Source organism: uncultured Porphyromonas sp. (genome assembly GCF_938023125.1).
In the GTDB taxonomy this organism is placed as follows: domain Bacteria; phylum Bacteroidota; class Bacteroidia; order Bacteroidales; family Porphyromonadaceae; genus Porphyromonas.
On sequence record NZ_CALHDW010000007.1, the window covers coordinates 61,347 to 87,587 of the forward strand.

The 26,241-nt window shown below is 46.8% G+C and carries 23 protein-coding genes; 9 read left to right on the forward strand and 14 right to left on the reverse strand.

Annotation, left to right across the window (positions count from 1 at the left end; translation table 11 throughout):
• The first annotated feature begins 9 nt into the window (after nt 1–9).
• From Q0090_RS02190 to Q0090_RS02200, 3 genes are read left to right on the forward strand one after another with little or no spacing between them, the layout of a single operon-like run.
• Nucleotides 10–627: a V-type ATP synthase subunit D gene (locus Q0090_RS02190; RefSeq protein WP_004334374.1), complete on the forward strand. Its 618-nt coding sequence runs from the start codon at nt 10–12 to the stop codon at nt 625–627.
• Nucleotides 624–2,450, forward strand: a complete 1,827-nt coding sequence (locus Q0090_RS02195) for a V-type ATPase 116kDa subunit family protein (protein ID WP_297947012.1) — start codon at nt 624–626, stop codon at nt 2,448–2,450. The genes Q0090_RS02190 and Q0090_RS02195 overlap by 4 nt, the downstream gene beginning before the upstream one ends.
• Before the next feature lie 50 nt (nt 2,451–2,500).
• Nucleotides 2,501–2,980, forward strand: a complete 480-nt coding sequence (locus Q0090_RS02200) for an ATPase (protein WP_297947013.1) — start codon at nt 2,501–2,503, stop codon at nt 2,978–2,980.
• 916 nt (nt 2,981–3,896) lie between these two features.
• Here Q0090_RS02200 and Q0090_RS02205 read toward each other — a convergent pair.
• A complete protein-coding gene (locus tag Q0090_RS02205) occupies nt 3,897–4,289 on the reverse strand; it encodes a hypothetical protein (protein ID WP_297947014.1) in 393 nt (130 codons plus the stop codon).
• Nucleotides 4,290–5,048: 759 nt separating this feature from the next.
• Here Q0090_RS02205 and Q0090_RS02210 point away from each other — a divergent pair.
• A complete protein-coding gene (locus Q0090_RS02210; protein WP_297947016.1) occupies nt 5,049–5,498 on the forward strand; it encodes a PepSY-like domain-containing protein in 450 nt (149 codons plus the stop codon).
• Nucleotides 5,499–5,564: 66 nt separating this feature from the next.
• Nucleotides 5,565–6,440 carry a PepSY-like domain-containing protein gene (locus Q0090_RS02215; RefSeq protein ID WP_297947017.1) on the forward strand — a complete coding sequence of 292 codons (876 nt, stop codon included), beginning with the start codon at nt 5,565–5,567 and terminating at the stop codon, nt 6,438–6,440.
• Between the two features lie 550 nt (nt 6,441–6,990).
• On the opposite strand, the gene Q0090_RS02220 is transcribed toward Q0090_RS02215, so the two are convergent.
• The 10 genes from Q0090_RS02220 to Q0090_RS02265 form a co-directional block, all read right to left on the reverse strand.
• The gene (locus Q0090_RS02220; protein WP_297947019.1) at nt 6,991–7,590 is read right to left on the reverse strand and encodes a LuxR C-terminal-related transcriptional regulator; all 600 of its coding nucleotides are present in this window, start codon (nt 7,588–7,590) and stop codon (nt 6,991–6,993) included.
• Between the two features lie 56 nt (nt 7,591–7,646).
• A complete protein-coding gene (locus tag Q0090_RS02225) occupies nt 7,647–8,357 on the reverse strand; it encodes a hemerythrin domain-containing protein (RefSeq protein WP_297947021.1) in 711 nt (236 codons plus the stop codon).
• A 122-nt stretch (nt 8,358–8,479) separates the two neighbouring features.
• Nucleotides 8,480–9,493 (reverse strand): glycosyltransferase family 2 protein, encoded by a 1,014-nt coding sequence (locus Q0090_RS02230; protein WP_297947023.1) that lies wholly within the window; start codon nt 9,491–9,493, stop codon nt 8,480–8,482.
• Between the two features lie 6 nt (nt 9,494–9,499).
• Nucleotides 9,500–10,837 carry a tRNA (N(6)-L-threonylcarbamoyladenosine(37)-C(2))-methylthiotransferase MtaB gene (gene mtaB, locus Q0090_RS02235; RefSeq protein WP_297947025.1) on the reverse strand — a complete coding sequence of 446 codons (1,338 nt, stop codon included), beginning with the start codon at nt 10,835–10,837 and terminating at the stop codon, nt 9,500–9,502.
• Between the two features lie 9 nt (nt 10,838–10,846).
• A complete protein-coding gene (dnaB, locus tag Q0090_RS02240; protein ID WP_297947027.1) occupies nt 10,847–12,340 on the reverse strand; it encodes a replicative DNA helicase in 1,494 nt (497 codons plus the stop codon).
• A 31-nt stretch (nt 12,341–12,371) separates the two neighbouring features.
• Nucleotides 12,372–14,159 carry a translation elongation factor 4 gene (lepA, locus tag Q0090_RS02245; protein ID WP_297947029.1) on the reverse strand — a complete coding sequence of 596 codons (1,788 nt, stop codon included), beginning with the start codon at nt 14,157–14,159 and terminating at the stop codon, nt 12,372–12,374.
• A 26-nt stretch (nt 14,160–14,185) separates the two neighbouring features.
• Nucleotides 14,186–15,331: a lipid-A-disaccharide synthase gene (lpxB, locus tag Q0090_RS02250; protein ID WP_297947031.1), complete on the reverse strand. Its 1,146-nt coding sequence runs from the start codon at nt 15,329–15,331 to the stop codon at nt 14,186–14,188.
• A gap of 15 nt (nt 15,332–15,346) precedes the next feature.
• Nucleotides 15,347–16,126, reverse strand: coding sequence for a 5'/3'-nucleotidase SurE (gene surE / locus Q0090_RS02255; protein ID WP_297947033.1), 780 nt, complete (start codon nt 16,124–16,126; stop codon nt 15,347–15,349).
• 48 nt (nt 16,127–16,174) lie between these two features.
• The gene (locus Q0090_RS02260) at nt 16,175–16,729 is read right to left on the reverse strand and encodes an FKBP-type peptidyl-prolyl cis-trans isomerase (RefSeq protein WP_297947035.1); all 555 of its coding nucleotides are present in this window, start codon (nt 16,727–16,729) and stop codon (nt 16,175–16,177) included.
• Nucleotides 16,722–18,278, reverse strand: coding sequence for a glycine--tRNA ligase (locus tag Q0090_RS02265; RefSeq protein WP_297947037.1), 1,557 nt, complete (start codon nt 18,276–18,278; stop codon nt 16,722–16,724). The genes Q0090_RS02260 and Q0090_RS02265 overlap by 8 nt, the downstream gene beginning before the upstream one ends.
• 514 nt (nt 18,279–18,792) lie before the next feature.
• Here Q0090_RS02265 and Q0090_RS02270 point away from each other — a divergent pair.
• From Q0090_RS02270 to Q0090_RS02285, 4 genes are all read left to right on the forward strand, one after another.
• A complete protein-coding gene (locus Q0090_RS02270) occupies nt 18,793–20,361 on the forward strand; it encodes a hypothetical protein (RefSeq protein ID WP_297947039.1) in 1,569 nt (522 codons plus the stop codon).
• A gap of 57 nt (nt 20,362–20,418) precedes the next feature.
• Entirely contained in the window at nt 20,419–22,107 is a 1,689-nt protein-coding gene (locus tag Q0090_RS02275) for an outer membrane protein transport protein (protein WP_297947041.1), read from the forward strand.
• 6 nt (nt 22,108–22,113) lie between these two features.
• Nucleotides 22,114–22,593: a cytidine deaminase gene (gene cdd / locus Q0090_RS02280; RefSeq protein ID WP_297947122.1), complete on the forward strand. Its 480-nt coding sequence runs from the start codon at nt 22,114–22,116 to the stop codon at nt 22,591–22,593.
• Between the two features lie 153 nt (nt 22,594–22,746).
• Nucleotides 22,747–23,292 (forward strand): DUF1697 domain-containing protein, encoded by a 546-nt coding sequence (locus Q0090_RS02285; protein WP_297947043.1) that lies wholly within the window; start codon nt 22,747–22,749, stop codon nt 23,290–23,292.
• Nucleotides 23,293–23,652: 360 nt separating this feature from the next.
• On the opposite strand, the gene Q0090_RS02290 is transcribed toward Q0090_RS02285, so the two are convergent.
• The 3 genes from Q0090_RS02290 to thiL are packed head-to-tail and all read right to left on the reverse strand — an operon-like array spanning nt 23,653 to nt 26,216.
• The gene (locus Q0090_RS02290; RefSeq protein ID WP_297947045.1) at nt 23,653–24,369 is read right to left on the reverse strand and encodes an ATP-binding cassette domain-containing protein; all 717 of its coding nucleotides are present in this window, start codon (nt 24,367–24,369) and stop codon (nt 23,653–23,655) included.
• A 6-nt stretch (nt 24,370–24,375) separates the two neighbouring features.
• A complete protein-coding gene (locus Q0090_RS02295) occupies nt 24,376–25,146 on the reverse strand; it encodes an ABC transporter permease (protein ID WP_297947047.1) in 771 nt (256 codons plus the stop codon).
• Nucleotides 25,143–26,216 (reverse strand): thiamine-phosphate kinase, encoded by a 1,074-nt coding sequence (gene thiL / locus Q0090_RS02300; RefSeq protein ID WP_297947049.1) that lies wholly within the window; start codon nt 26,214–26,216, stop codon nt 25,143–25,145. The genes Q0090_RS02295 and thiL overlap by 4 nt, the downstream gene beginning before the upstream one ends.
• Nucleotides 26,217–26,241: the final 25 nt, after the last annotated feature.

Genomic DNA, 26,241 nt, shown 5'->3' on the forward strand with positions numbered 1-26,241 from the left:
ATAAGAGTCATGGCTATTAAGTTTCAATACAACAAAACTTCGCTCCATCAGCAAGAGAAGCAGCTGAAGATGCGAGTGCGCACGCTCCCTACGATCAAAAGTAAGGAGAGTGCTCTCCGTCTTGAGGTGAAGAAGACGAAAGACGAAGTGGTGAAATTGGAACAAAAGTTAGAAGATGGCATCTCTAGTTATCAGCACATGGTAGGGCTTTGGAATGAGTTTAATCCGGAGCTTATATCTGTGAAGGATGTGAAGTTGTCTACCAAGAAGATTGCCGGTGTTATAGTGCCGGTCTTGGATAAGATAGACTTTGAGGTGAAGCCATTTAGTTTGTTCAATTCTCCTTCGTGGTTCTCTGAGGGACTAGAGTTGCTCAAGGTGCTTGCTACTACTGGTATAGAAGCTGAGTTCCTTGGCCTCAAACTAGAATTCTTGGAGTATGCTCGTAAGAAGACCACTCAGAAGGTAAATCTTTTTGAGAAGGTGCAGATCCCTGGGTATAAGGATGCTATTCGTAAGATTAAGCGATACCTTGAAGATGAAGAGAGTCTCTCTAAATCGTCCCAGAAGATCATGCGAGCCAATATTGAAGAACGCGAACGCAAAGAAAAGGAGGCACTGCTATGATTGAAAAAATGCAGAAGTATCTTTTCTTGATATACCACAGAGAGTATGAAGGCTTTTTGCAGAGTCTTCGTGAGCTTGGTGTGGTACATATCAAGGAAACTAAGAGCCCTAAGCAGTTCGATAACCTACAAGCCCTCCTCACTAAGCGTAAAGACTTGGCAGACCTGCGTCGTCGTGTAAAATCATTGCGATCCAAAGATGCTCCAGAGGTTTCTATGATCCTCCCTCAATCTGAGGAGCAAGGAGTGGCTGTGCAGTCTGAAATAGAAGAACTCTTGGAGAAGGAACGGGATCTTGCTAGTCAGATTACCGCTCAACAACGAGAGATCGACTATTGGAGTATTTGGGGTGAGTATGACCTCGATCTGATGAAAAAACTTGAGAATGCGGGCTACAAGCTACACTTCTATGTAGTGGCTTCGCAGCAGTTCAAGGAGGAATGGATTGATGAGTATCGCGCCATTAAGGTTAATGATTTTCGTGCTCAAGCCTACTTTGTTACGATTGGGCAAAGTGGCGACGCTCGCCCCGAAGCCGAAGAGGTAAAGGCCCCAACGGCATCCATGGATGAGATGCAGAGAAAGTTAGGAACCCTACAGCAGGAAGCAGAAGAGGCCCATAATAGGATCGTTGAATTTGCTGATACTCGCTTGGGCGAACTGGATGGATATGATCAATTCATCGAGCGCGATTTTGATTTCGCTAATGCCCTCTTGCAGGCTGAACCCGAGGCCAACGATACCCTTATGGTATTGGAGGGCTGGGTCCCCGAGAGAGTGGCAGACAAAATTGCTCCCGCTCTAGATGGTGTACCTTGCTACTACGAGCAGGTAGAGATCGAGGCTAATGACAACGTACCCGTAAAGCTCAAAAACAATCGTTATGCTCGTCTTTTCGAGATGATAACGAAGATGTATTCGCTCCCTAACTATGGCGAATTGGACATTACGTCGTTGTTTGCTCCCTTCTTTATGCTCTTCTTTGCTCTTTGTTTTGGAGACGGTGGGTATGGACTCTTGCTTTTGATAGGAGCTACCGTTGCTAAGGTAAAAGCTAAAGAGGACAGCGTAAAGTCTGTGTGCAGTATGCTTATGTGGCTAGGTGGAACCACAGCCATCGTAGGTTCTCTTATGGGAACTGTCTTTGGTATGGTAATGCCTTGGACCGGTGGTACGATACTCGGCTCTGTGCCCGATACCTACATCCTCAACCAGAACACAATGATGTATTTGTCCGTTGTGCTGGGGCTTGTTCAGATTGTATTCGGTAAGTTTATTGCCGGCTATAAGACGCAAGTACAGAAGGGATTTAAGTATGGTTTGGCCACTTATTGCTGGGCTGCCTTGATCCTCTTAGGAGGTCTTGGGCTTGTAGCAATGAAGTTAGGAGAAGGTAATCCCATGCTTGCTATGGCATCAAAAGTCCTCTTGGGGATTGCTGCTCTCGCCTTTGTTATTGCTTTGTTCTACAATACACCGGGCAAGAATATCTTCCTCAATTTTGGTTCCGGTTTATGGGCAACCTACAACAATGCTTCCGGACTTCTAGGGGATACGCTCTCGTATATTCGTCTGTTTGCTATCGGTTTGACCGGTGGTATCTTGGGTGGGGTGTTTAATAACCTTGCCGTACAAGTGGGCGGAGGGCTCCCTGTAGGTCTCAATTTTGTGGTAATGGCAATCATTTTGCTATTTGGTCATGGTCTCAATTTTGGGCTGTGTATGATTAGCTCTTTGGTGCACCCTCTACGTCTTACATTTGTTGAATTCTACAAGAATGCAGAGTTTGAAGGTGGGGGGCGTCAATACACTCCTTTCAAGTAATCAATAATAGAAAAATCAAATAACTCAATCAATTAATTACAGTTCAAAGTATGATTAACGTTCTAACCTACTTAGGAATTGCCCTCATGGTGGCCCTCACTGGTATTGGCTCGGCAATTGGTGTAACTATTTGCGGTAACGCTACCGTTGGTGCTATGAAGAAGAATCCCGATGCAATGGGTTCGTACATTGCTCTTTCAGCTCTTCCTAGCTCACAGGGTCTTTACGGCTTCGTTGGTTTCTTTATGGCTCTTGGTCTTGTACAACAACTCGGTGCCGGCCTCAACATTATCGCTGCATGGGCTATCTTTGGAGCAGGTCTTACCCTTGGTGTTGTAGGTCTTCTCTCTGCTATTCGTCAGGCTCAAGTTTGTGCTAATGGTATTAAGACGATTGGTGGTGGTGACAACGTATTCGGTGCAACTATGGTGATGGCCGTATTCCCCGAGCTTTACGCTATTCTTGCCCTTCTCGTTGCTATCTTGATCTTCGGTGCTACTCCCGAACTTGCAGCAGCAATCGCAGCTTAAGAGTATCTAGAGAATAATCTTGTTTCCCTTTCTTTAGGGAGATAAATCATTTCTATAGCTCCTGCTCTCACTCCAGTAGAGCAGGAGTTTTTTTATGTCCTTTTGTTTGCCTTATCGTGGGAGGGGGTATGGATGGTTTATTGCCTTACTCCATTTTCCGTGCGTATGATGCCTATTCTGTCCCCTCTTGCATGATGACAAGAGGGGCGCTAGCGCGTCAAGATCTTGCTTGTCTAGTTCCACTGCTTGTTTATTTCGAGTTTATTGTTACCTTCGTGGTGTGAGGTACGGTGGTAAGATCGGGCTTTTGCCCCGCCGTTCGTCGCTCCCAATAGCGCACTAGAAATAGTGCGCTATTATTTTCCCCCTATATAGATGTACATTTGTTCATCACCTAAATATCTATTCATCTTCTTGGTGATGGGACTTGTACAATCCCTCCCTCGCTGTGTATAGGAGCCTCGTTAGCTCCTCTTGCAATAATGACCAGTAGGTCCGTTAGCTAATGCGTCAAGATCTTGCTTGTCTAGTTCCATTGCTTGTTTATTTCGAGTTTATCTTATCTTCGCAGTGCGAGGGTGTCGTTAAGCTCTTTCGGAGAGCCCGCCCCACGCTCAGAAAGCTCACTACTTCGATAGTTGACTTTCACTTTATATAACCGACTATCTTCTGTTCCTAGTATAATCTCGTCAATGGCGTTCCATTGACTGTCCCCTTGAATCCGTTCTGTCGTTTTAATCTCGATTCAAGTTCGTATACAGAGAGCTGACATAGAGTACAACAATATGGCAATTTGTACATATCCCATTCTGCTAGCTTCTTGCCCGGTAGTTGTCCTATTCGCCTGAATAAAACAAGGGGATGAACTCCAGATTATTGGAGCGCATCCCCTTCTTACTATTTACTCGTGATGAATTTACGAGGCTGCTAGTACTGCGGCAAAAATACCAAAGAATATGATCGATATGATAAGATCGACAAAGGATATGCACAAACCGGCGATAGCAAGTCCCTTGGGCTTCTTTGCCATACCTACGGCAGAGAGTATTACACCTAAGATCCACAGGATGACATTCACAACAGGGATCCAGCAAAGGATTAGGCTGATTGTGGCTAGAACAAACCCTGCTGTACCTACTCCGTTTGTCTTTTGTTCCTCATGCCGAATGATAATTGTTTGCTGTGGAGTTCCATATGAGGGAGGAGTTACGGGCCTAATAGGGGGTGTTGCAGGCCTAATGGGAGGCGGGGTCGGTCTAAAACTTGATTCCTCGTCGTCTCGTGGTACTTGGGGTATATTTGGTTCCATACTCGATCTGTTTTTACAAATTCATGCTGATACAAAGATAGTCTTTTTTTGCAACAGAATTGTAAATAAAGTGCTGCTATATAGTCTCTTTTTCCTTCCTATAATCTTGGTTTTAGGGGGCTGTAAAGTCTTTTATCCCTATCTCTCTAATCCTCATAAATGACTCTAAAAGGGTAAGTTGGATTCTATTGAGTCATTCTCTGGCTGGATTTGAAAAGTTTTTAGGTTAGAAACCCGAAGCTCTTTTACCCAAAATAAAAATAATTCTCACCTGGTAAGGAAGTGCATTTTAGCTAGTATTTGTCGGGGTTTTAGCTGTTTTTTAGAGGCCTTGTACCGGGGGCCTGAAATATGGAGGGCGGGGCGGTAAAAGGGCAAAGAGAGGGGCAAGGGAGGATTCACTTTCCTTTGCTTGAGATCTTCCTTTAGGATTGATTCTCTAGAACGGGGACAGAGTATTGAATGTGGATAGAGGAGGGGAGTGTAGAGTGGGGATATATTCCTTTATTTTCACTAGTTTTCATCCTTATAATCAGTGTGTTATATCTAGATGAAATGTGTGCCATTTGTAGGTTTTGTATTATGTTTGCCGTGAGATTGATGGGAGGGTATTATTTTTATCCCTTTTTTTCTCAAGGCGATTTTTGATAAATGCCACTATCCTAAGAGCGGTTTGAACTAATTCCTTCCGCCTACGTTTAGTGGGAATAAGGACAGAGTGTGTCCCTTAGTATTAGTATTGATTTAATGAGAATGAAGATGAAGAAGATTGTATTTGCGCTCTTTTCGGTTGTGAGCCTAACGCTAATGTTGTCACTGACTTCGATGAAGGATGATGATAAACCGATCTCCTTTGCACAATTGCCCAAAGTGGCTCAGCAGTTTGTGAAAGCGAATTTTACATCGAAAGTCTCTTTAGTGACTCTCGATAATGACCTAATTGGTAAGAGCTACGAAGTGATATTGGAGAATGCTACTCGCATAGAGTTTGACGGGAAAGGCAATTGGAAAGAGGTTGATGCTGAGCATGGAGTAGTCCCCCAAAAGATTGTTCCTAATGCTATCTCTAGCTATGTAGCCAAGAATTTCTCTGGTACCTCCATTAAGCAGATAGAGAAGCGTAGGAGAGGGGGCTACCAAGTGGAGCTCTCTAATGGGTTGGAATTGACGTTCGATTCGAACCTCAAGTTTGTACGTATAGATGACTAAATACAAGTATAAATCAAAAAGAAAGAAGCTATGAGGAAAGTCTTGTTTTTCTCCCTTTTGATAGGGATGATTGGATTGGTTAGCTGCGGTAGACGAGGGTTGGATAGCGATTCCGTCCCAACAACTCCTGTGAGCACAGATCTATTGCCATCTGAGGCTAGAACGACCCTTGATGCCATTAAGGGCTATGACGTAGCCTCTTCTGTTAAGTTTGCGTTTCTCACAGACAGAGGTTCTCTTTTCGAATCTCGTTTGCTGTCTAAGATGAGAACGGCAGCTACGATTCTCGAAATCGAGTTTGATATGAATGGTATCTGGACGGATATTGAGGCCGAGAATGGCCATATCCCCCTGGAGGTAATCATGAGATTGCGCTACTTCCCTAGAAGAATTGCTGAATATATCGAGAAGAATCGTCTTTTGGTAGAGGAGATTGAGCGTAAATCTTATGGTTTTAAGGTAGAAACCGTGGAGGATGCTAAGTACTTCTTCGACAAACGTGGAAACCTAATCGGCAATAATGAGCCAAAAGATCCGGTTGTAAATGTAGATGAGACTATAACAAGGGCTGCACTGAGTTTTGTGAATGCTCACTTCCCTGGTTATCGGATCGTTCGTACCAACACAGAACGAGAAAATGGTGCTTTGCACCATAAGTTCTACCTCCAAAAGGGTTATAACGAAGGTTACAAACTTGAGTACAGAACCCCCGATACGTTGGTAGAGATTGAGGGAGACGAGGATTGGCGTTTGTTTATCCCCGAAAGTGCATTGCGTGCTTTCTTGCCAGCTCCTGCTATAACCTATCTTGCGAATAAGAAGCTTCTAGCTTTTGTTTCTGACGTGGAACTCGATAAGAATGTGTATAAGGTAGAAGCTGGAAGGTACGATTTGAAATTCTCCTATACGGGAGAACTCTTAGAAGAGGAGATCGACGACTAAATACTTTATCTCTAAAATAGAGACCCTTTGGGGATTATAAGGTGGGGGCTTCTCTTGTGAGGAGCCCCTTTTTATATGGATTAAGGCTGGAAATAAAAGGAAAAGAGCAGATGACATTCTTATGACAGATACTAAAGGGTGTATACCGAATCTGCTTGTCTTGAGCCTCTTTATTATGGGACAGAGGGGAGAGCCACTGCTGCGCACAAAGGGAGCTAGCATCTATTATTGACTACAAATTTAACTAGAGAGCAGATATGAAGTAATGCATGCCCCCATAAGATACAACCGCCAAAGGTCTAGAGGCCTTTGGCGGAGGAGGGGCGTGATGGGTATGGTTCCCATCTCACCAATCTTTGATGCAAAGGTAAAAATAAAATCGAGATAAATAAATCATGGAACTAGAAAAGCAAGACCTTGAGCGCTATTGCTAACGACTTGCCCGTTATTTTGTGTGTGAGAAGAGTCCTTTTTATAAGAATCCCCAGAGAGTATTCGGGGGGATGAGAACACTCTCTGGGGAGACCTTTTGGAAAATGTACCCCTATTACTAGGTATGAATTTCGTCGATATTTACAAGCTTATTGACGATGGCATATATCGTGAGTCCGCTAGGGCTATGGATCTTAAGCTTCTTGGCAATATTGCGTCTGTGGGTAATTACGGTGTGAATAGAGATGGAGAGCTTGGTGGAAATTTCCTTGTTGGTAAGCCCCTTTGCCACGTAAGCTACCACGTCTTTTTCTCTTGGTGAGAGTAGGCGTTCACTGTCTAGATCCATCTCTTCGTTTTCGGCTTGGCTAACAATGGAGAGGAGGTTTTGCAGGATGGATTCAGCAGAGTCTCCAATATTGATAGTCGCATCGTAGCTATAAAGCAGGGAGGGGTCAACGGGCCCGGTCGTAAGCGCCAAGATCTTGGCGTGTGCTACGTTTAAGAATCGTTCGTCTAAGTGTACCCCCATTATGATGGGATTCATCAAGATAATATCGGGAGTAAAGAAATGAATGCTAGAGATAATGCTCTCTACATCAATATCAAATGCAATCTGCGTTCTGAACTTATTCGAGCGCTTGATCACAGCCTCTATCCCCAAAGCAATTACCGGATTGGGCTCTACGATGAGTAGTTTATGTACGCTTTGTATCATCTCAAATTTTATTTCCTCTAAGAATCAGACTTTAGTCCTATAAGGGTTTGTGGGGATTATGCGTGTTGCTTCAGCTCCATCGAACGGATGAGAGGAACAAAAAGGAAGTCTTCGACAAAGTTGTGCGTGGCGAGGTCGTCTTCGGCAGAGAATAGCTCATGTAGCACACTTGTTAGCTCGTAGCCGCTCCCATCGGGGAAGTACTTAATCAAGATGTTCTTAAGCTCTCCAATACGAGCCTCTACCTTATCGTGCCGGCGAGAGAATATGTCGATATTGTAGGATCCTGAGCCTTGTTTTTGAGTTCCATCCACCAGAGCACGCACATAAGGAAACACGTTTTTATCCTCATATCCCATATGCTTGTGTACCTCGGTTACGTATTGATCGAAGAATTTATTGATAAGAAAAACAATCTCTTCGGGCCCTCCCTCTATGGCACGACGGAGGTGTACCAAGAGTTTAGGTAGGCGGTAGTCTAAGAAATAATGGTGAGAACGCTTTAAGAAGTCTACCAAAGCCATAGGCGAAAGCGAGGCAAGTAGCTCTTGGCTTGGCTTGGTATTGCGAGATACAATGGTATTGACCACAGCAATCAGTGTCTCTACATGTACATTATTTTGCTCACAAACCTCCCGTATAGTCTTGTCCCCAAACCCGAGGGGAATACCAAAGCGAGTAATAACGAGCAGGAGCTCGTATCGTTCACAAATAAGATCGCTCATGAGCGTATCTGCCGAGTAGAATTGTGTTATGCGTAGTGACATGCTTCTTACAATCAATTAGTAATACAATGCAAAGATAGCCTAGCCGAGTATACTATACAAGTAAAAGCTATCCCCAAAAGTAGTGAGATACGCTTTCTACTGTAGTGTTGAATTTGCCCCTTTTAGGGCTTTAGATCGGAGAAATACCGTTTGCCTGAGAAGAAGTATTGCCAGACAATAGAGTGTGGATATAGGCCCATTGGCTGCACTGGTGGGGTAAGAGGGGGAGTGTAGTGCCGTTTCATCTTCTTGAAGTCTCTATGGGCTCTGTAGATAGCCCACACAAAGCGGGCCTTTCCCTTGGCTAGATACATCCCGGCCGATAGTCCATCCAGCAGCATACGTTTGGGGAGAAGCCTCTTAGCCTCCACTCTAGGGAGGTTTTTGTAGAGCATCAGAAGGTTGTTGCGAAAGTTGAGATATACTTTGCGAGCATTGCTGGAGCTGAGAGTGGCTCCACCCAAATGATATATCGTACTGTTGGGCGTATATCTCACCTCATACCCATTACGGTGGTAGCGCCAGCAGAGATCAATCTCTTCCATATGGGCAAAGAATCGTTCATCTAACCCGCCCACCTCGAGGTAAGCATCACGGCGAACAAACAGAGTGGCTCCCGAAGCCCAAAAGATAGAGGCCTCAGTATCGTATTGCCCTTTGTCCTCCTCTATGGTGTCGAATATCCGCCCCCGACAGAATGGATACCCCAGGTGATCTATAAAGCCTCCTGCGGCCCCTGCATACTCAAACTGGGCGGGATGGTGAAAGCTCCGTATTTTGGGTTGTACTGCGGCAAGACGTGCATTGGCCTCAAGCATGGCAAGGGGAGCTTCTAGCCACCCCTCCGTTACGGCTACATCACTATTAAGCAAACAATAATAGGGGGTCTCACACTCTGCTAGCGCTAGATTGTACCCTTTGGCGAATCCGTAGTTTTCGGAGAATCTGAGGAGCTTTACAGTGGGGAATTCCCTCTCTACCACCTCAATGGAGTCGTCTGTAGAACCATTGTCGATGATCACAATGCAGGCCTTATCACAAGGAGTAAAACGTACAACATCGGGGAGGAACTTACGGAGCAGATGGCTCCCATTCCAATTGAGGATCCCTACGGTGATAAGAGGTGCCGAGCTCATATCTTTTTATTCTAGGGTGCAAAGGGCTACACCCGGCTCTTTTTCCGTTCCAATTGTGGCTTGTGTGATAGCTCCTGATAGAGCAATATCGGGGCAGAATTCGTGCTCTAGTCGGATATAATTATCAGTAAAACCATACATCTTGCCATCTACACATGAGTGCTCCCAAAGGACGGGCCGGCTCTCTCCCTCATGCTCCCTATAGAAAAGGCTTAGCTTACGATTAGATAGATCGATAAGGGCTTTGCTACGTTCTTTTTTCTCTTCGGGAGAGACTACGAGAGGGATGGAAAGTGCAGGTGTACCACTACGTTCACTATAACTAAATACATGGAGTTGTGTTACCGGTTGCCCCTCGAGGAAGGCGAGACTCTCCCTAAAAAACTCCGGGGTTTCGCCTCTCATCCCTACAATTACATCCACCCCGATAAAGGCATCCGGCATAACCTCTTTGATACGATTGAGGCGATCAGCAAAAAGCTGAGAGCGATAGCGTCTTTTCATCAAGGCAAGTACGGTATCGCTGCCACTCTGTAGCGGCAGGTGCCAATGGGGCATGAAGCTTCTCGATTGGGCTACAACTTCGAGCAACTCATCGGAGAGCAGATCGGGCTCTAGAGAGCTAATGCGGTAGCGCTCTATGCCATCTACCTGATCCAAAGCCCGCACCAAGTCTACAAATCGTTCGCCCGTAGAGCGACCGAAATCTCCAATATTGACTCCGGTAAGCACAATCTCTTTCCCATCCTCCCGAGCTACTTTTTCGGCTTGAGCCACCAAAGAGGCAATGCTACCATTGCGGCTTGCCCCTCTAGCCTTGGGGATGGTGCAATAGGTGCAGCCGTAGTTGCAACCATCTTGAACCTTGAGGAAGTGCCGAGTTCTGTCGTCGCTGCTACAGCCTTCTTCGAAGCGGTGGAGATGAATCCGCTCACCTGCGTAGTGGTGCTTATGGGTGGAGGTAACTCCTTCTCCGGAGAAAAAGGTGATGAGGTGCTCTACGACTTCGCTTTTTCTACCAGCCCCTACTACTATATTTACCCCTGGGATATTGAGAATTTCTTCCCCCTTTAGCTGGGCGTAACACCCCATAACCACTATGGCTGCATGGGGGTTCTCCCTAACTACTCGATGGATGAGGGTCCGATCTTTGCGGTCGGCTGCACTCGTTACACTGCAAGTGTTGATAATGCATATATCGGCAGAGGTACCCTCTGTACTCAATACGACTCCCAACTCTCGCAATTGCCGACCTATGGTAGAGGTCTCTGCAAAGTTTAGTTTACACCCTAAGGTGAAAAATAAAGCTGTCTTACCCTGTAATACCGTTGCGTCTGGATGCATGGATAAGTATTAGAATGGAACGGAATTCCCATCAAGAGGGATGGGAGAGAAGTTGCCTCCGATACCACTATCGATGGTGACGAAGTTAACACTATCGTAGGGGGCGAACTTGGTGTATTCGCCACGGAATATGAGTTTTACATCTCCGATAGGGCCATTACGATGTTTAGAGATAATGAAGAAGCCCATCCCTTGGGTCGATGTGTTGTCTTCGGGGTTAACCTTGATGTTGTACACCTCGGGACGATGGATAAAACATACCATGTCGGCATCTTGCTCAATGGCTCCGGACTCACGAAGGTCTGAGAGTTGAGGTCTCTTACTATTAGAGTCCCCCTGTCGTGTTTCGAGGGTTCGGTTGAGCTGGGAGAGGGCTATAATGGGGATGTCTAGCTCCTTGGCTAGGACCTTGAGAGAGCGGGATATTGTACTTACTTCTTGCTCTCGGTTACCAAAGTTCATCCCTTGGGCATTCATCAGCTGCAGGTAGTCAATGATAATAAGTTCTACCTTTTGCTCTTTGACTAATCTGCGTGCCTTGGTACGAAACTCGAAAACAGAGAGGCTCGGGGTGTCGTCTATATAGAGCGGTTTGTCTTGGATCTCACGTAGCTTGGTACTAAGTTGCGTCCATTCATAGGCCTCAAGTTGACCATTCTTTAGCTTCTCTCCCGGTATCTCACATACGTTACTGATGAGACGCTTTATAAGCTGTTTCGCACTCATTTCGAGGTTGAATATAGCTACCGGTATGCTCATGTCGATAGCCATATTCTTGGCCATTGACAAGACAAATGCCGTTTTACCCATGGCAGGACGTGCTGCAACAATAATAAGATCGGACTTCTGCCATCCTGCCGTCATCTTATCTATTGCCGGGAACCCGGAGGATATACCACTAATACCATCCCCAACATTTCGGGCCTCTTGTATCTCCGATATGGTCTCCTCTAGGAGAGAGTCGGCTCGGCGGATGTCTTGCTGGATATTCTGTTTTGAGAGCTCGAAGAGGGCGGCCTCGGCTTCTTGCATCTGCACTTCAGACTCAATAGAGTCTTCATATGCCTTGGTAAGCACTTCGGAGGCAAAGGAAATCAAATTGCGGCTCGTGGATTTGCCGGCAACGATATGGGCATGGTAGAGTACGTTGGCAGTGGCCCCTACGCTTGTTGTCAGGTTGGCAATGTAGGCCGCTCCGCCTACTTCTTCGAGTTGATCTGTACGACGAAGCTCCTCCGTAACGGTGAGCATATCAATCGGCTTCTGATTCGCTTCGAGCTCCCAGATCACCCTGAAAATAGTTTCGTGCGATCTCATATAAAAGCTCTCCGGCTTAAGAATCATTGCCACTTCGCCCATAACTCCGGGTTGCAGTAGTATTGCGCCTAGTACAGCACGCTCGAGCTCTATCGCCTGAGGGGGTACATGCCCATCAAGTGCCGTTACTGCACTTTGGTTGGCAGGTGCCTTACTCTTTTTCCCTTTTGTGTCGTTTTTTGCCATATCGGATCCTCCGCCCCTATTTTTTATAGGTTTAGTCGAGTTTGAGTACAGCTAGGAATGCCTTCTGGGGCACCTCTACCGTACCGATCTGTTTCATACGTTTCTTTCCCTCTTTCTGCTTTTCCAGAAGTTTTCTCTTACGTGAGATATCTCCTCCATAGCACTTGGCAGTCACGTCTTTACGCACGGCTTTGATTGTCTCTCGTGCAATGATTTTTGCACCAATTGCAGCTTGGATGGCAATATCGAATTGCTGACGAGGGATAAGTTCTTTGAGCTTTTCGCACATCCTCCGCCCGAAGGATACACTGTTGTCTATATGGGTTAGGGTAGAGAGGGCATCAACGGGTTCTCCGTTCAGCAATATATCCAACTTAACGAGTTTGGATGGGCGGAAGTCGCTGATATGATAGTCAAAAGAGGCATATCCTCTAGAGATACTTTTTAGTTTGTCATAGAAGTCGATAACGATCTCGCCTAGAGGCATATCAAAGAGCACTTCTACTCGATTCCCCGATATAAACTCCTGCTTGATGAGGATCCCCCGCTTATCCATACAGAGGGAGATGATAGGGCCAATATAGGCCGCTTGCGTGATGATAGTGGCACGGATATAGGGCTCGTCGATATGATCGATGAGAGTGGGATCCGGTAGGCCGGAAGGGTTGTGCACTTCGCTCATAGCCCCCTTTTTGTCGTACACTTTGTAAGAAACGTTGGGGACCGTGGTTATCACGTTCATGCCAAACTCGCGATCCAATCGGTCTTGTACAATCTCCATGTGGAGCAGCCCTAGGAAGCCGCATCGGAATCCGAAGCCCAAGGCTACCGAGCTCTCGGGCGTAAATGTGAGGGAGGCATCGTTGAGTTGCAATTTCTCGAGAGAGGTACGAAGGTTTTCGAATTCTTCTGTCTCGATGGGGTATACCCCGGCAAATACCATCGGTTTCACCTCTTCGAATCCCTCAATAGCCTCTAGAGCGGGGCGCGCTATATGGGTAATGGTATCGCCCACTCGCACCTCTTTACTCGTTTTTATCCCCGAGATAATGTAGCCCACATCGCCTGTTTTTACCTCTTTGCGGGGGGCCATATCCAATTTGAGTACACCTACTTCGTCGGCCTCATACTCCATACCCGTGGCGATAAATTTCACCTTATCTCCCGTTTTGATAGAGCCATTAACCACCTTGTAGTAGGCAATAATCCCTCGGAAAGGATTGAAAACGGAGTCGAAAACAAGGCATTGAAGGGGAGCTTCCGGGTCTCCCTTTGGAGGGGGGACTTGCTCTACAATGGCATGAAGAATAGCCTCAACTCCCATGCCGGTCTTACCACTTGCTCGTATGATGTTTTCGGCAGATTCGCCTAGCAGGTCTACGATCTGATCTTCCACTTCTTCGGGAGTTGCACTCGCAAGGTCGCACTTATTGATGATAGGAATGATGGTCAGGTCGTTCTCTATCGCCATGTATAGGTTGGAGATGGTTTGTGCCTGAATACCCTGTGTCGCATCCACTACCAAGAGAGCACCTTCGCAGGCTGCGATAGATCTGGAGACCTCGTAACTAAAGTCCACATGTCCCGGAGTATCTATCAAATTGAGGATGTATTTTTCTCCGCCCTCTTCGTATTCCATTTGTATGGCATGGCTCTTGATGGTGATACCCCTCTCGCGTTCCAAGTCCATATTATCGAGTACTTGAGCTTGAAGATCCTTGCCAGAGACGGTCTTGGTGTACTCCAGAAGACGGTCTGCCAAGGTGCTTTTACCATGGTCGATATGGGCGATAATGCAAAAATTGCGGATATTCTTCATTGAAAGATAGCGTGATGTCTTTGTTACTAATGAATGATAGAGCGAGTGATAACTTGGGCAGCAGTGCGAGCAGCCGGTACGCGTCCGAGTTGGGATTGAAGGCGTGCATAGCCTTCTGAGATCTCTTGAGTTGAGGCTAGAAGTCGCTCAATAGCCTTGTGGAGATGCTTGGGAGTTGCTTTGGCTGCAAGTAGCTCCTCTACCAAAGGGGTATCTAATATGAGATTAACCAGAGAGAAGTAGGAGATCGGGAATTGCGAAAAAGCCCAATTGATAAGAGGGGATCCGATGCTTCGATAGCAGACTATTTGTGGAGTGCCTATGAGTGCTGTCTCTAGGGTAGCGGTGCCCGATGTTACGAGGGCAAAATCTGCAGCTGCCAAGATGTCATAGGTCTGACCAAAAAGCACTTCCGCCTTATATCCCTGTACGAACGGAGTATAAAACTCGGCCTCAATACCCGGAGCGCCTGCTATGACGCACTGATAGTTAGGGTAGTGAGTCCGTAGGGTAGTGAGCATCAGAGGGAGATTTTGTTTTATCTCGGCACGTCTGCTCCCTGCCAGTATGGCCACAATCGGGCGCTCTATTGTGAGTTGTGGGGTCTTATTGCACAGGGTTATTTTTGTTTGTGGGTCGCCCCATGTATCCCAATACTTTCCCACGGCATCTACACAAGGATTGCCCACATAGTAGGCTTTTACCTTATAGCGAATCAAAAATTCCTCCTCAAAGGGCAGTATGCTCAGCACTTGTGTGCAAAGGGTTCGCAGTTGCTTTGTTCTTTTTTTCTTCCAAGCCCACACTTTGGGAGGAATGTAGTAAAAGACAGAAGTGCGAGGCAATGACTTGTTTACAAATGGAAGAATGTAACGAAAGTTGAACCCGGAGTAGTCGATGGGAATCACCACGTGTGGATCGAATTCCTTGATCTCTTGTTGTACAAGATGAGCTGCGGAGCGAATTTTGGGAAGGTGTCTCAAAACGGAGATAAACCCCATAAAGGCAACCTTGCTGTAATGCACAACGGGTCGCCTTCCTGACTCATAAGCCATCTGGTCTCCTCCCATAAAGGCGAAGGTAGCCGAAGGATCTTCGGCTTTTATGGCTCTGATGAGGTGAGCACCATGAAGGTCTCCCGAAGCCTCTCCTGCTATCAAGAAATATCGCATTGTGGGGAGGTGATTTTATTGGGGGAGCCCTTCGCGGAATGCCTCGTAGAGGTGAGGTAAGAATTCCCTATCGGTCATGTCGATACGGATTGGGGTGAGGGTCGCATACCCTTCTTCCAAGAGATCCCAGTCCGTATTGGGTTCATCTTCTGTTTTGATTTGGCTTCCTACCATCCAATATACTCGTCCTCCGGAGCCGTTTGTACTTTCTACAAATTCGTCCATAAACCGTCCTACTGCTTGAGGGGCCACCTTGAGTCCCAAGGGAGCTGTCGTAGGCAGATTGAGGCTGAGCATCGTATGCGTTGGTATTTTGTTTGAGAGCATCCAACGGACCAATGGCGCTGTGTACTCAACGGCATAGCGCATCTCTGCATCTTCTCCGTGGTCGTTGACCGAGACTGCTAGGGCGGGGATTCCGGCAATGCAACCTTCGAGGGCTGCCCCTACAGTACCCGAATAAACAACGCAAATACCATCATTGCGCCCATGGTTAATCCCGCTTACAACGAGATCGGGACGGCACTCCTTGGAGAATAGTGTGTTAAGGGCGAGCTTTACACAGTCGGCAGGGGTGCCGGAGCAGCGATAGACTCTATACCCCTCTTCCTCCTGCATCTTCGTTAGCTTCAGGGGCAGACTAGTTGAGATTTGGGACGATGCGCCTGATCTAGGACCGTCCGGGGCAACAACGGTAACATCCCCAATTGTACGAAGCATAGCGCTCAGGGCGGCTATGCCGGGGGCGTGAATACCATCGTCGTTAGATATGAGAATATGGGGTCTGGATACCATTAATGTCTAGTTGGATTGCTAGTAAAATATAAGTCACCTTTTGGGGTATTATTCGGCAGATTCTGGTACGATGCTGTCGAGACGAACCTCGTACCTCAAAGCCGAGTAGGCGGGGATTGTTGAAGTCTGAGAGGGGGACGATTTAGCTCCATAGGCTAGATACCAGGGGATAATTACCTCGGTATGATCGCCTACAACCATATTTTGGAGTGCAATTTGCACACCTGCAATAGCTCTCTCCTTCTCGCCTCTGTTGAGCGAAAGGCGTAATCCTTGTTCCTGATCGAAGTTCCCATCTAGGGGCGCTGTGCCCGTTGATGAGGTGGGAACAAGTAGGTACATAGCATAGTGGATAATCACACGCGAGGTGGATATAGGGTGCTCAGTACCGGTACCTTTGGTCTTCGTCTTCATAAAGACGTAAGGCATAGAGCCGTCTGTTGTAACCTTTTGGTAGTCACTTTTGCTCTCATAGTCTGCAAAGGCCTTTTCGTTGCGTCGGCGCCATTCTTCGGTGCTGTCAACTGATTTCTGGCATGCAGGGAGTAGGGTTGCCATCAAGGTGGCAACCGCTATTAGGATGGGATATATTCTCTTATTCATGGCTGTCACAAGCTATTTTCCGTAGTAAAGTCCCCATATCTACCTTTTGGGCGATTTCTTTGCGGAGATCTGTTATGGCAACTCTATGCTGCTCCATCGTGTCACGTTCTCGGATGGTAACAGTGTTGTCCTCCATTGTTTGGTTGTCAATAGTGATACAGTAGGGGGTCCCTATGGCATCTTGGCGACGATACCGCTTCCCAATGGAGTCTTTTTCGTCGTATTGGCAAGTAAAGTCGAAGCGAAGCTCACGTACCACTTCACGAGCCTTTTCGTCCAAGCCATCCTTGCGCACGAGCGGGAGTACCGCGAGTTTGATAGGAGCCAAGGCTGCGGGGAGGCGTAGTACGGTGCGCATCTCGCCATTTTCTGTAGGCTCTTCGCAGTAAGCACCACACATCAGGCTGAGGAATAGGCGGTCTACCCCGATAGAGGTTTCCACTACGTAGGGTATATAGCTTTCTCCTGTTTGAGGATCGAAGTAGCGGAGCTTTTTGCCGCTGAACTCCTCGTGACGGCTCAAATCGTAGTTGGTACGGCTATGAATTCCTTCTACTTCTTTGAATCCGAATGGCATTTCGTACTCAATGTCTGTAGCCGCATTGGCATAGTGAGCCAGCTTTTCGTGGTCGTGATACCGGTATTTGCTGTCGCCCAGTCCGAGTGATTTGTGGAATGCCATACGTGTCTTTTTCCAGTACTCAAACCACTTCATCTCTTCGCCGGGGGCAACAAAGAACTGCATTTCCATCTGTTCAAACTCACGCATGCGGAAGATGAACTGACGGGCCACAATCTCATTGCGGAAGGCTTTCCCTATCTGAGCAATCCCAAAGGGGAGCTTCATGCGCCCTGTTTTCTGCACATTGAGGTAGTTGACAAAGATCCCTTGAGCCGTCTCCGGACGCAGATAGATCTTCGATGCACCATCGGCTGTAGACCCCATCTCTGTGGCAAACATCAAATTGAATTGGCGCACCTCGGTCCAATTGCAGGTGCCGCTAATGGGGCAAACAATCTTTTTGTCTACGATGATGGCGCGGATTGCCTCAAGATCGTTGTCGTTGAGTGCTTTGGAGAATCGCTCTAGTGTTTCGTTTTTCTCGGCTAGATAGCCCTGTACTCTAGGATTGGTTTCGCGATAGAGTGCAGCATCAAAAGATTCTCCAAAACGCTTTGCAGCTTTTGCAACCTCCTTGTCGATTTTTTCGTCAAGCTTGGCCAGATAGTCCTCGATTAGAATGTCGGCACGATAGCGTTTCTTCGAGTCCTTATTGTCGATAAGGGGGTCATTAAAAGCCTCCACATGCCCCGAGGCTTGCCAAATCTTGGGGTGCATAAAGATGGCCGAGTCTATACCTACTACATTTTCGTGCAATAGAGTCATACTCTTCCACCAAAAGGCTTTTATATTATTCTTCAGCTCAACGCCATATTGCCCATAGTCGTACACTGCTCCCAACCCATCGTAAATCTCCGAAGAGGGGAATACAAATCCATATTCTTTGCAGTGGGATACTATTTTCTTGAAAAGATCTTCTTGAGCCATTTATCCTATTCTATTTTATGAGTGTATTTTGTCGTCAATAAATCTCTCACTCCGCTCTATTTTTCTCACGCCGGGGTGAGACAAAAAACAAGAGTGCTGCCTGCAAAAGTAATCATTTTGCACCAGATGGCAGGCCGAGTTGCCTAAACATGAGACGCACTGTGAAAGCGGAAAAAGAGGCAGGGTGGAATTTTTTCGGATTTAGGCCTACAACAAAAGATTTTTCAGCCAGTAAGAGGGGAGAATTTTGCCCAGAAAAGTTTCGATTTTCACCCTAGAAATTTTTCATTATCAGCCTGTCTCTTTTTCTTCTTTGGGCGCATTGTGTTTCTCAGTTGCGGGAATTGTGTATCTTTACCTGCGGATAGTGTCCTAGCATACTTAAACAAAAGTGTCTCTCCACTATCTAATACTAAAAAGTAAAGAGGCAGAGTCGGTGTCTCTAGTTCTCCGGGCGGGAGAACTGCTACCAATAAGTAAAAAGACGAACATCAACACTTTAATTATACGAACTATGAAACGAAACAGATGGCTAATCCTTATGGGGATAGCAGCTTTGGCAATGACCTCTGCATCAGCCCAAAATGATTGGGATTTTGATGACATCTACAACAATCAGAAGCAGGTGCAGGAGCAGCGTAAGGCTATCTCAGCTCGTGAGAAGGCAGAACGCGAGAGAATTGCGAAAGAGCGCAGACAACGCGAAGAAGAATGGGCTCGTGCCAATAGAGAAAACTCTCGCTACGCAAACGATAATTACGAGGATGAATATGACCAAGATGAGTATTATGACGACTCTTCGGATCGGGATATTGATGCCTACAACCGAAGAGGGGATGCAAAGGACTCTTCGTCTGGTCGCTCTATAAAGAGAGGAAACAATACATCGAAGCAATATGCCTCTAGAGAAAGAGGGCGTAGCTACAAAAATCGCTCACGCTCCTCTCGTGGGTATTATGCCGATCGCATTGCACGATTCCACGATCCCGCTACTATCGTTATAGAGAATGGGAATAGTATCGTCATATATACAGACGACGATTACTACGGATATGGCTACGACTATGATCAGTACTACTCCGGTGGAGGAGATATAAACATTTATCTGGGTGTAGGTAGTGGCTATGGCTACGGCTACGGCTCGTCTTACTATGGCGGCTATCCCGGTTATTACTATCCTTGGTACTCGCCTTGGTATAGCGATCCCTTCTGGTACTCGGCATGGTATGGCCCCTATTATTCTCGCTACCGCAGATATGGCTGGTGGGGATACAGCTCTTGGGGCTGGGGTTGGGGCTCCTCTTGGGGCTACTACAGCGATCCCTACTATGCTTGGAATAGTGGCTACCACCAAGGTTTTGTAGATGGTTATTATAGCGGATATTATGGTAGTGGTTACGGCTACGATCCCTATGTTGGTTCTTATTACCACTCGGTAAATCGTACCCCTAATGGCCGTCGCAACAACGAGTACTATGGAGGCTCATATAATAGCTCTCGCAATAACAATGGCTCTGTAACGAGCACAGCTAGCTCCAACCGACAGCTCTCCGATCGTGAAGCGCGTCGCATAGAAGCGATAAACGAAACAAGAGGAAATTATTGGACGGAAAATACTAATCGTGTAACCGATAATACGGCATACAATCCTAGAGATTATCGTCCCTCTCGATCGGGCAACGCTCGTGGTTCTTATGGTGAAGACTCCCGCACGAACAATTCTCGTGTATCTACGGATGAGCCCATGCGCCATCGTACCGAAGGCATTACCGAACGTCCCGCACGTCGTGGTACATACGAAGAAACAACACCGCAACGGATCGACCGCTCGCAGCAACGTATAGAGCAACGAGATGTACCCTCTCGCTCGCAGAGAAGTCAATACGAGTCTTACCAACCTCAGCGCAGAGGCTCTTACGATACACCTTCTGAGCCAAGACGTAGTAGCTCTTCTTCTCAGCAAACCATACAGCAGTATCGTTCGTTTGATCCGGGCTCTTCTTCACAGAGTAGTGGCGGTAGCTCTTCTCGTGGTAGCTATGATGGAGGCGGTTCTTCCTCATCTTCTCGAGGACGTCGCTAAGCATTCGAAGGATATATCCGCAGAAATAGACAAACACCAATACAACATACATAGATCATGAATGGACTTTTGAAAATGTATTTAGGGATCGTAGCTTGCTCTCTCCTGGGGGTGGGCTCGATCCATGCACAGAGTGAGACGGATGCTTTTTCTCTAAGTAGAACAGAGACAGATGGGACGGCTCGCTTTCAGGCTATGGGGGGGGCATTTGCTGCCCTGGGAGGTGATCTCTCATCTATATCTCAGAACCCCGCAGGTGGAGCCGTCTTCCACAAATCGGAAATGTCGATGACTCTCGGTTTTGACAACCGTGCCACAACCGCCCATTGGTATAATCAGGAATCGAGGCAGAGCCGCAGTAACGTAAAGATGCCGCAGATAGGTTATGTTTCTTCTTACTACGATGCCTCTACCGGCAATGGCTTTACGTTTGCCATTAACCGCAATAGAGTGATTCGCTTCGACCGAGATTTTTCCGCAGAAACAAACCCTGAGGGTACTCTCCTCGACTATAATGGCGTTAAGGGCATTCCCTTTTCTATTGCAGACTATACGGGCTTGATCACTCCCGAAAACCTACGTTATGATAGTTTTTACGACCCTCAAAAAGGTGGACTCTACGATGCCAATGCTTCGTGGATGACGATCCTTGGTTATGAGGCCGGTTTTATCAATCCGGGTGCTGGAGGAGCAGGCCCTTATGTCACGAACTTCTATTACCCCGATGGATCGGGTTCTAAGGTTCCCTTTGGTCCCAAACGTGCTACCTTACAGATGCAGGAGAGAGGCTATATGCATTCCTACGACTTCAACTTTGGGTATAACTGGGGCGATCGTTACTATCTAGGTGCATCTCTCAAGTACACTTCTGTAGAGAAGCAACTCGTTTCACTCTATGGAGAAGACTTTTCGTACAACGACTATCTTGAGCTTTACAACGAACTCATGACCACGGGGAGTGGCTTTGGTCTCAGTGTGGGTACGATCTTGCGCCCAACTGATGGGTTGCGGATTGGTCTTGCTTACCATTCTCCCACATGGCTTTCGCTGGTAGATCGCTACTACGCTACGGCCAAAACCCATTACACATCGCTATCGAATGATGGTTCTCACGTAAATAAAGTGTACCAACTGGAGGGAAAAACGCCTAAGCCTAAGGGTAGCAATTCCTATTCTATCATTACTCCCAGCAGATTTGTAGTTGGGCTCGCCTATACATTTGGCAATAGGGGGCTCATTAGCGTAGATTACGACTTGATGCCTTATAGCTGGATGAGGATTAAATTCCCGGGATCGACATCCGCAAGTTTGGATAATAGAGCCATTGAGTCTCACTATGGATTGCAACACACTGTGCGTGTAGGGGGCGAAGTGCGTGTATTACCTGCGCTTAGCTTGCGTTTGGGTGGGGCCTATTCTACCACTCCTATGAAGGCGGGTAATGGACTTACCACCTTCGAGGGCAGTAGTCAAACCCCGATACTCGTAGCAGGTACTTTGCCTCATTATAGCATTCAAAAGGTGCAGTGGCTCTTTGGTGGAGGGGTTGGATATCGTTTCTCCAAGAGTTTCTATATGGATGCCGCTCTCGTGAGAACTCAGAACGATAGCTATGTTTATGCCTTCCCGATGTTGTCGGATCGCAATGGAGATCCTCTCAAGTCGGATGTTTTTGCTACCCCCAATGCGATAAAGCTCTCGAACAGCAACATTCGCGCAACAATCACCTTTGGTTATAAATTCTGATCCCCTATAACAATGCACACGCTGTCCATTCCTTACGAACGAATCCAACGAAAAGACTTCGATGCCACGCTCCTTCGCTTGGAGGAGGCTGCCGTGGAGGCCGCTCGTAATGCCTATGCTCCCTATAGCCGCTTTCGAGTAGGGGCTGCTCTTCTGCTCTCTAATGGCGTAGTCGTAGTGGGGAGCAATCAAGAGAATGCCGCCTATCCCTCGGGCTTGTGTGCTGAGCGTACGGCTCTTTTTGCAGCCGGAGCGCAGTATCCCGATGAGGCTGTGGAGATCCTATTGTTGGTCGCCTTTAGCGAAGAGAATAGAGTAGAGAGCATAACTCCCTGTGGGGCCTGTCGTCAGGTACTTGCGGAGACAAGTAGTAGGCATCAGAAGCCTTTTAAGGTAGTTATGGCAGGCAAGGAACAAGCCCTCGTACTCCATGATAATAGAGGACTCTTGCCCTTCGCTTTCGATGGCAGCGACCTGCCCGAATAGATACAAAACCTAGATCCGTACTAAAAGGTTGGCTTCTCTTTCCCTTTTGAGAGGCCAACCTTTTTCTATCGATAGGGTCTATTGTTTTTCTACTTAAACAACAATGGAAGGAGAAAATATGATTGGTAAGAAATCTTTTAGAGAATGAGTTGTATGGTATATATACTTTTATTGCGAGGTGTCAATGTGGGCGGAAAACACAAAGTCTCCATGGGTGATTTGAAAAAAATACTTTCGGATGAGGGATTTGAAGGTGTTGATTCGTACATTAATAGTGGAAATTTGTTTTTCAAAAGTGTTCAAAGTCTTGAAAGTTGCATCTCAACGATAGCAGATGCATTAGAAAGAAATTATGACTTTCCCATTCCTTTTGCTTTGATTAGCAAGGAAGATTATTTAGAAGAAAGAGCGGATTTACCTAGTTGGTGGGGGGAAGATTTAGCAAGAAAGGATGTCCTTTTTATACCCAATCAAGTTGAAAAATCAGTCATTGTAGATTTTATAACCCAATCAGAATTTTGCAACGAGATAGTTTATATCGGTAGAAATGCGATATTTTGGGGAAAGTATGATGAGGCTGAATACCTGAAAACCACATATCATAGGAAACTGATGAAACAAGATTTCTATAAGTACATTACAATCCGAAATGGGAAGACGTATGAAAAGATAGCGGAGATTCTTGAAGAAAAGGAATAGTCGGTAATCAAGATATATAGCGGTGTAAATTAAGCTGCAAATGGCCTTTTTCTCGAAAGCTCATTAGGAATCCGGCAAAAGCTCATTAGCTTTACACGAAAAGCTCATTAGGAATCCGACAAAAGCTCATTAGCTTTTTCCTGAAAGCTCATTAGGAATTAGATGAAAGCTCATTAGCTTTTTGCGACAAGTCAATTACCCTTGTAATAGGTCCTCCAGAGAGAGCTTCCTTTTGACAAGGAAGGGCCGGCACTTTTATCATAAGTGTCGACCCTTTTCTTACGTCTTTCTCGACTTGGTCCGGAGCTACGCTCCCGAGCCTATTTGTTCTGTTGCTTCCTTCTCCTAGTGGGGCGTGGGTTACAAGATAAACCGCTTTATTTCGGGTGTCCCCATCTTTTCGATATCGCTAGCGGGGCCCTCCCAGTTTTTCTCCCCATGGTAGAGGTAAACGATATTCTCACCGATATTGTGCACCGAGTTCATGTCGTGCGTATTGATGACGGTCGTTATCTCAAACTCTTTGGTTAGGTCGTGGATGAGTTGGTCTATTTGCCCGCCGGTCTTAGGGTCTAGGCCTGAGTTGGGTTCGTCACAGAAGAGGTATTTGGGTTTTGTTACCAAGGCTCGAGCAAGGGCAGCACGCTTCATCATACCGCCACTTATCTCAGATGGGAATTTGTTAGCGGCATCTGCTAGTCCCACTTTCTTGAGGTATTCTTTGGCTATGGATCGGCGAGTCTTGAGAGACTTACGGAGAAACATATCCAAGGGGAACTGTACGTTCTCCAAGACTGTCATGCTATCGAATAGTGCCGACCCCTGAAACATAACTCCCATCTTGCGGTAGAGTTGCTTCCGCTTCTCTTTATCGAGCTGAAGGACACTCTCCCCATCAAAGAGAATCTCTCCACTGGTGGGGATGATTAGCCCGATGAGTGACTTTAACAACACCGTCTTACCGGCACCACTTTTTCCGATGATCAGGTTGGTAGTGGCACTCTTGAAGACGACCGAAACCCCCTTGAGGACCTGCTTATCCTCAAACTCTTTGACAAGATTCTTTACTTCTATCATAGTTCGTTAGATGAGCAATAGGTTAGTGAGTAATACGTCGGCCAGAAGGATGAGCACACTGTTTGTTACCACAGCATTGGTACTTGCCACCCCTACACCTAAGGCACCTCCCTTTACATTGTAGCCGAAGTAACTAGAGCCGGAGGTGATAATGAAGGCATACACAAGGCTCTTGATGATGGAGTAGAGCACGTTGTAGGGATTGAAGTAGAGCTGCATTCCATACTCAAAGTCTTCTGCCGTGAGAGAGGGAGTTAGGAAGGTTGCCAAGAATCCGCCCCCAATAGCCGTAGCCATACTGATGATGGAGAGCACGGGGATAAAGAGCAGAAGTCCCACAATCTTTGGAAGGATTAAGAAGTTCGCCGAGTTGATCCCCATCACTTCTAGGGCGTCAATTTGCTCTGTCACCCTCATGGTCCCGAGCTCAGATGCTATACTCGACCCGATCTTACCCGCCAGGATAAGACACATAATGGAGGAGGAAAACTCGAGCAATACGATCTCCCTCGTGGAGTAACCAATCGTAAAGCGAGGGATCATGGGGGAGCTCATGTTGATGGCAAGCTGTATGGTAATAACCGTACCTATAAAGAAGGAGATAATCATTACAATAAGAATGGAGTCTAGTCCAATCTTGGATATCTCACGTACTAGTTGCTTGAAAAACATGCTCCAGCGAGCAGGGCGAGTGAAAACCTGTCGCATCAGTAGGGTATATTCCCCAACAGCTCGGAAGGAGGCGGTGAATTTTCCCAGTAATCTTGTTGTGATCATTGTTGGTGTGAGGTATTATTTTGAGAAATTTCTTGGAGTTTTTGTTGCGCATTCCACCCTTGCGCCTCGATGGGAGCAAGTGAGCCGTCTGCAGTAATGAGGTGGCAACCCTCATCGGCTTCTGTTGTATGCCCAATTATATGTACCCCGGGGATAGCTCGTATCTGGTCGGCATACGAAAGGGGAATGGTGAATAGGAGTTCGTAATCTTCCCCTCCATTGAGAGCCACGGCAATGGGGGAGAGATGGAGATCTTCGGCCGCAGCAAATGTTTCGTGATCTATGGGGATTCGCTCTTCGTAGAGTCTGATGCCCACTTGACTGGCCTGAGCGAGGTGTAGAAGTTCGCTAGAGAGCCCGTCTGAGATATCCAACATGGCCGTGGGTTGTATGCCGTGTGAGAGAAGAGTGGAGATCACATCACCTCGGGCCTCGGGCTTTAGTTGGCGTTCTATGAGGTATTCTCTACCATCGAAGTCGGGTGTAAAGTAGGGGGTTGGATCCGTTTCAAACACACGCTTTTCGCGCTCTAAGAGCATTAATCCCATATAGGCAGCCCCTAGGTTCCCCGATACACAAATAAGGTCCGTAGGCTTGGCTCCACTACGATATACAACTGCTTCTTTGGGAGCATAGCCGAGAGCCGTGATACTGATAACAAGCCCATTTAGCGAGGCGCTTGTATCACCACCCACAACATCCACACCAAAGCGAGAGGCCGCAAGATAAATCCCTTCGTAGAGTTCGTCGAGCTGTTCGATAGAGAATTTAGAGGAGATGCCAATGGAGACGGTTATCTGAGCGGGCTTGGCATTCATGGCGAATACGTCAGATAGATTGACCATAACGGACTTATAGCCTAGGTGCTTGAGGGGCACGTAGGTTAGGTCGAAATGCACTCCCTCTAGAAGTAAATCGGTTGTTACCACTTGCACTTGCCCCTCAGGTGCCCAGAGCACAGCGGCATCATCGCCCACCCCTTTGAGGGTAGAAGATTGGGTTGTATGATGTTGGTTGGTTAGTCTATCGATCAGGGCAAACTCGCCCAATTCAGCAATAGGAGTTGGCATATATGTGAGATGTAGTAAACGTTGG

Coding starts and splice junctions, on each gene's coding strand:
- Q0090_RS02190 (WP_004334374.1), top strand. CDS start 10: ATGGCTATTAAGTTTCAATACAACAAAACTTCGCTCCATCAGCAAGAG.
- Q0090_RS02195 (WP_297947012.1), top strand. CDS start 624: ATGATTGAAAAAATGCAGAAGTATCTTTTCTTGATATACCACAGAGAG.
- Q0090_RS02200 (WP_297947013.1), top strand. CDS start 2,501: ATGATTAACGTTCTAACCTACTTAGGAATTGCCCTCATGGTGGCCCTC.
- Q0090_RS02205 (WP_297947014.1), bottom strand. CDS start 4,289: ATGGAACCAAATATACCCCAAGTACCACGAGACGACGAGGAATCAAGT.
- Q0090_RS02210 (WP_297947016.1), top strand. CDS start 5,049: ATGAAGAAGATTGTATTTGCGCTCTTTTCGGTTGTGAGCCTAACGCTA.
- Q0090_RS02215 (WP_297947017.1), top strand. CDS start 5,565: ATGATTGGATTGGTTAGCTGCGGTAGACGAGGGTTGGATAGCGATTCC.
- Q0090_RS02220 (WP_297947019.1), bottom strand. CDS start 7,590: ATGATACAAAGCGTACATAAACTACTCATCGTAGAGCCCAATCCGGTA.
- Q0090_RS02225 (WP_297947021.1), bottom strand. CDS start 8,357: ATGTCACTACGCATAACACAATTCTACTCGGCAGATACGCTCATGAGC.
- Q0090_RS02230 (WP_297947023.1), bottom strand. CDS start 9,493: ATGAGCTCGGCACCTCTTATCACCGTAGGGATCCTCAATTGGAATGGG.
- mtaB (WP_297947025.1), bottom strand. CDS start 10,837: ATGCATCCAGACGCAACGGTATTACAGGGTAAGACAGCTTTATTTTTC.
- dnaB (WP_297947027.1), bottom strand. CDS start 12,340: ATGGCAAAAAACGACACAAAAGGGAAAAAGAGTAAGGCACCTGCCAAC.
- lepA (WP_297947029.1), bottom strand. CDS start 14,159: ATGAAGAATATCCGCAATTTTTGCATTATCGCCCATATCGACCATGGT.
- lpxB (WP_297947031.1), bottom strand. CDS start 15,331: ATGCGATATTTCTTGATAGCAGGAGAGGCTTCGGGAGACCTTCATGGT.
- surE (WP_297947033.1), bottom strand. CDS start 16,126: ATGGTATCCAGACCCCATATTCTCATATCTAACGACGATGGTATTCAC.
- Q0090_RS02260 (WP_297947035.1), bottom strand. CDS start 16,729: ATGAATAAGAGAATATATCCCATCCTAATAGCGGTTGCCACCTTGATG.
- Q0090_RS02265 (WP_297947037.1), bottom strand. CDS start 18,278: ATGGCTCAAGAAGATCTTTTCAAGAAAATAGTATCCCACTGCAAAGAA.
- Q0090_RS02270 (WP_297947039.1), top strand. CDS start 18,793: ATGAAACGAAACAGATGGCTAATCCTTATGGGGATAGCAGCTTTGGCA.
- Q0090_RS02275 (WP_297947041.1), top strand. CDS start 20,419: ATGAATGGACTTTTGAAAATGTATTTAGGGATCGTAGCTTGCTCTCTC.
- Q0090_RS02285 (WP_297947043.1), top strand. CDS start 22,747: ATGGTATATATACTTTTATTGCGAGGTGTCAATGTGGGCGGAAAACAC.
- Q0090_RS02290 (WP_297947045.1), bottom strand. CDS start 24,369: ATGATAGAAGTAAAGAATCTTGTCAAAGAGTTTGAGGATAAGCAGGTC.
- Q0090_RS02295 (WP_297947047.1), bottom strand. CDS start 25,146: ATGATCACAACAAGATTACTGGGAAAATTCACCGCCTCCTTCCGAGCT.
- thiL (WP_297947049.1), bottom strand. CDS start 26,216: ATGCCAACTCCTATTGCTGAATTGGGCGAGTTTGCCCTGATCGATAGA.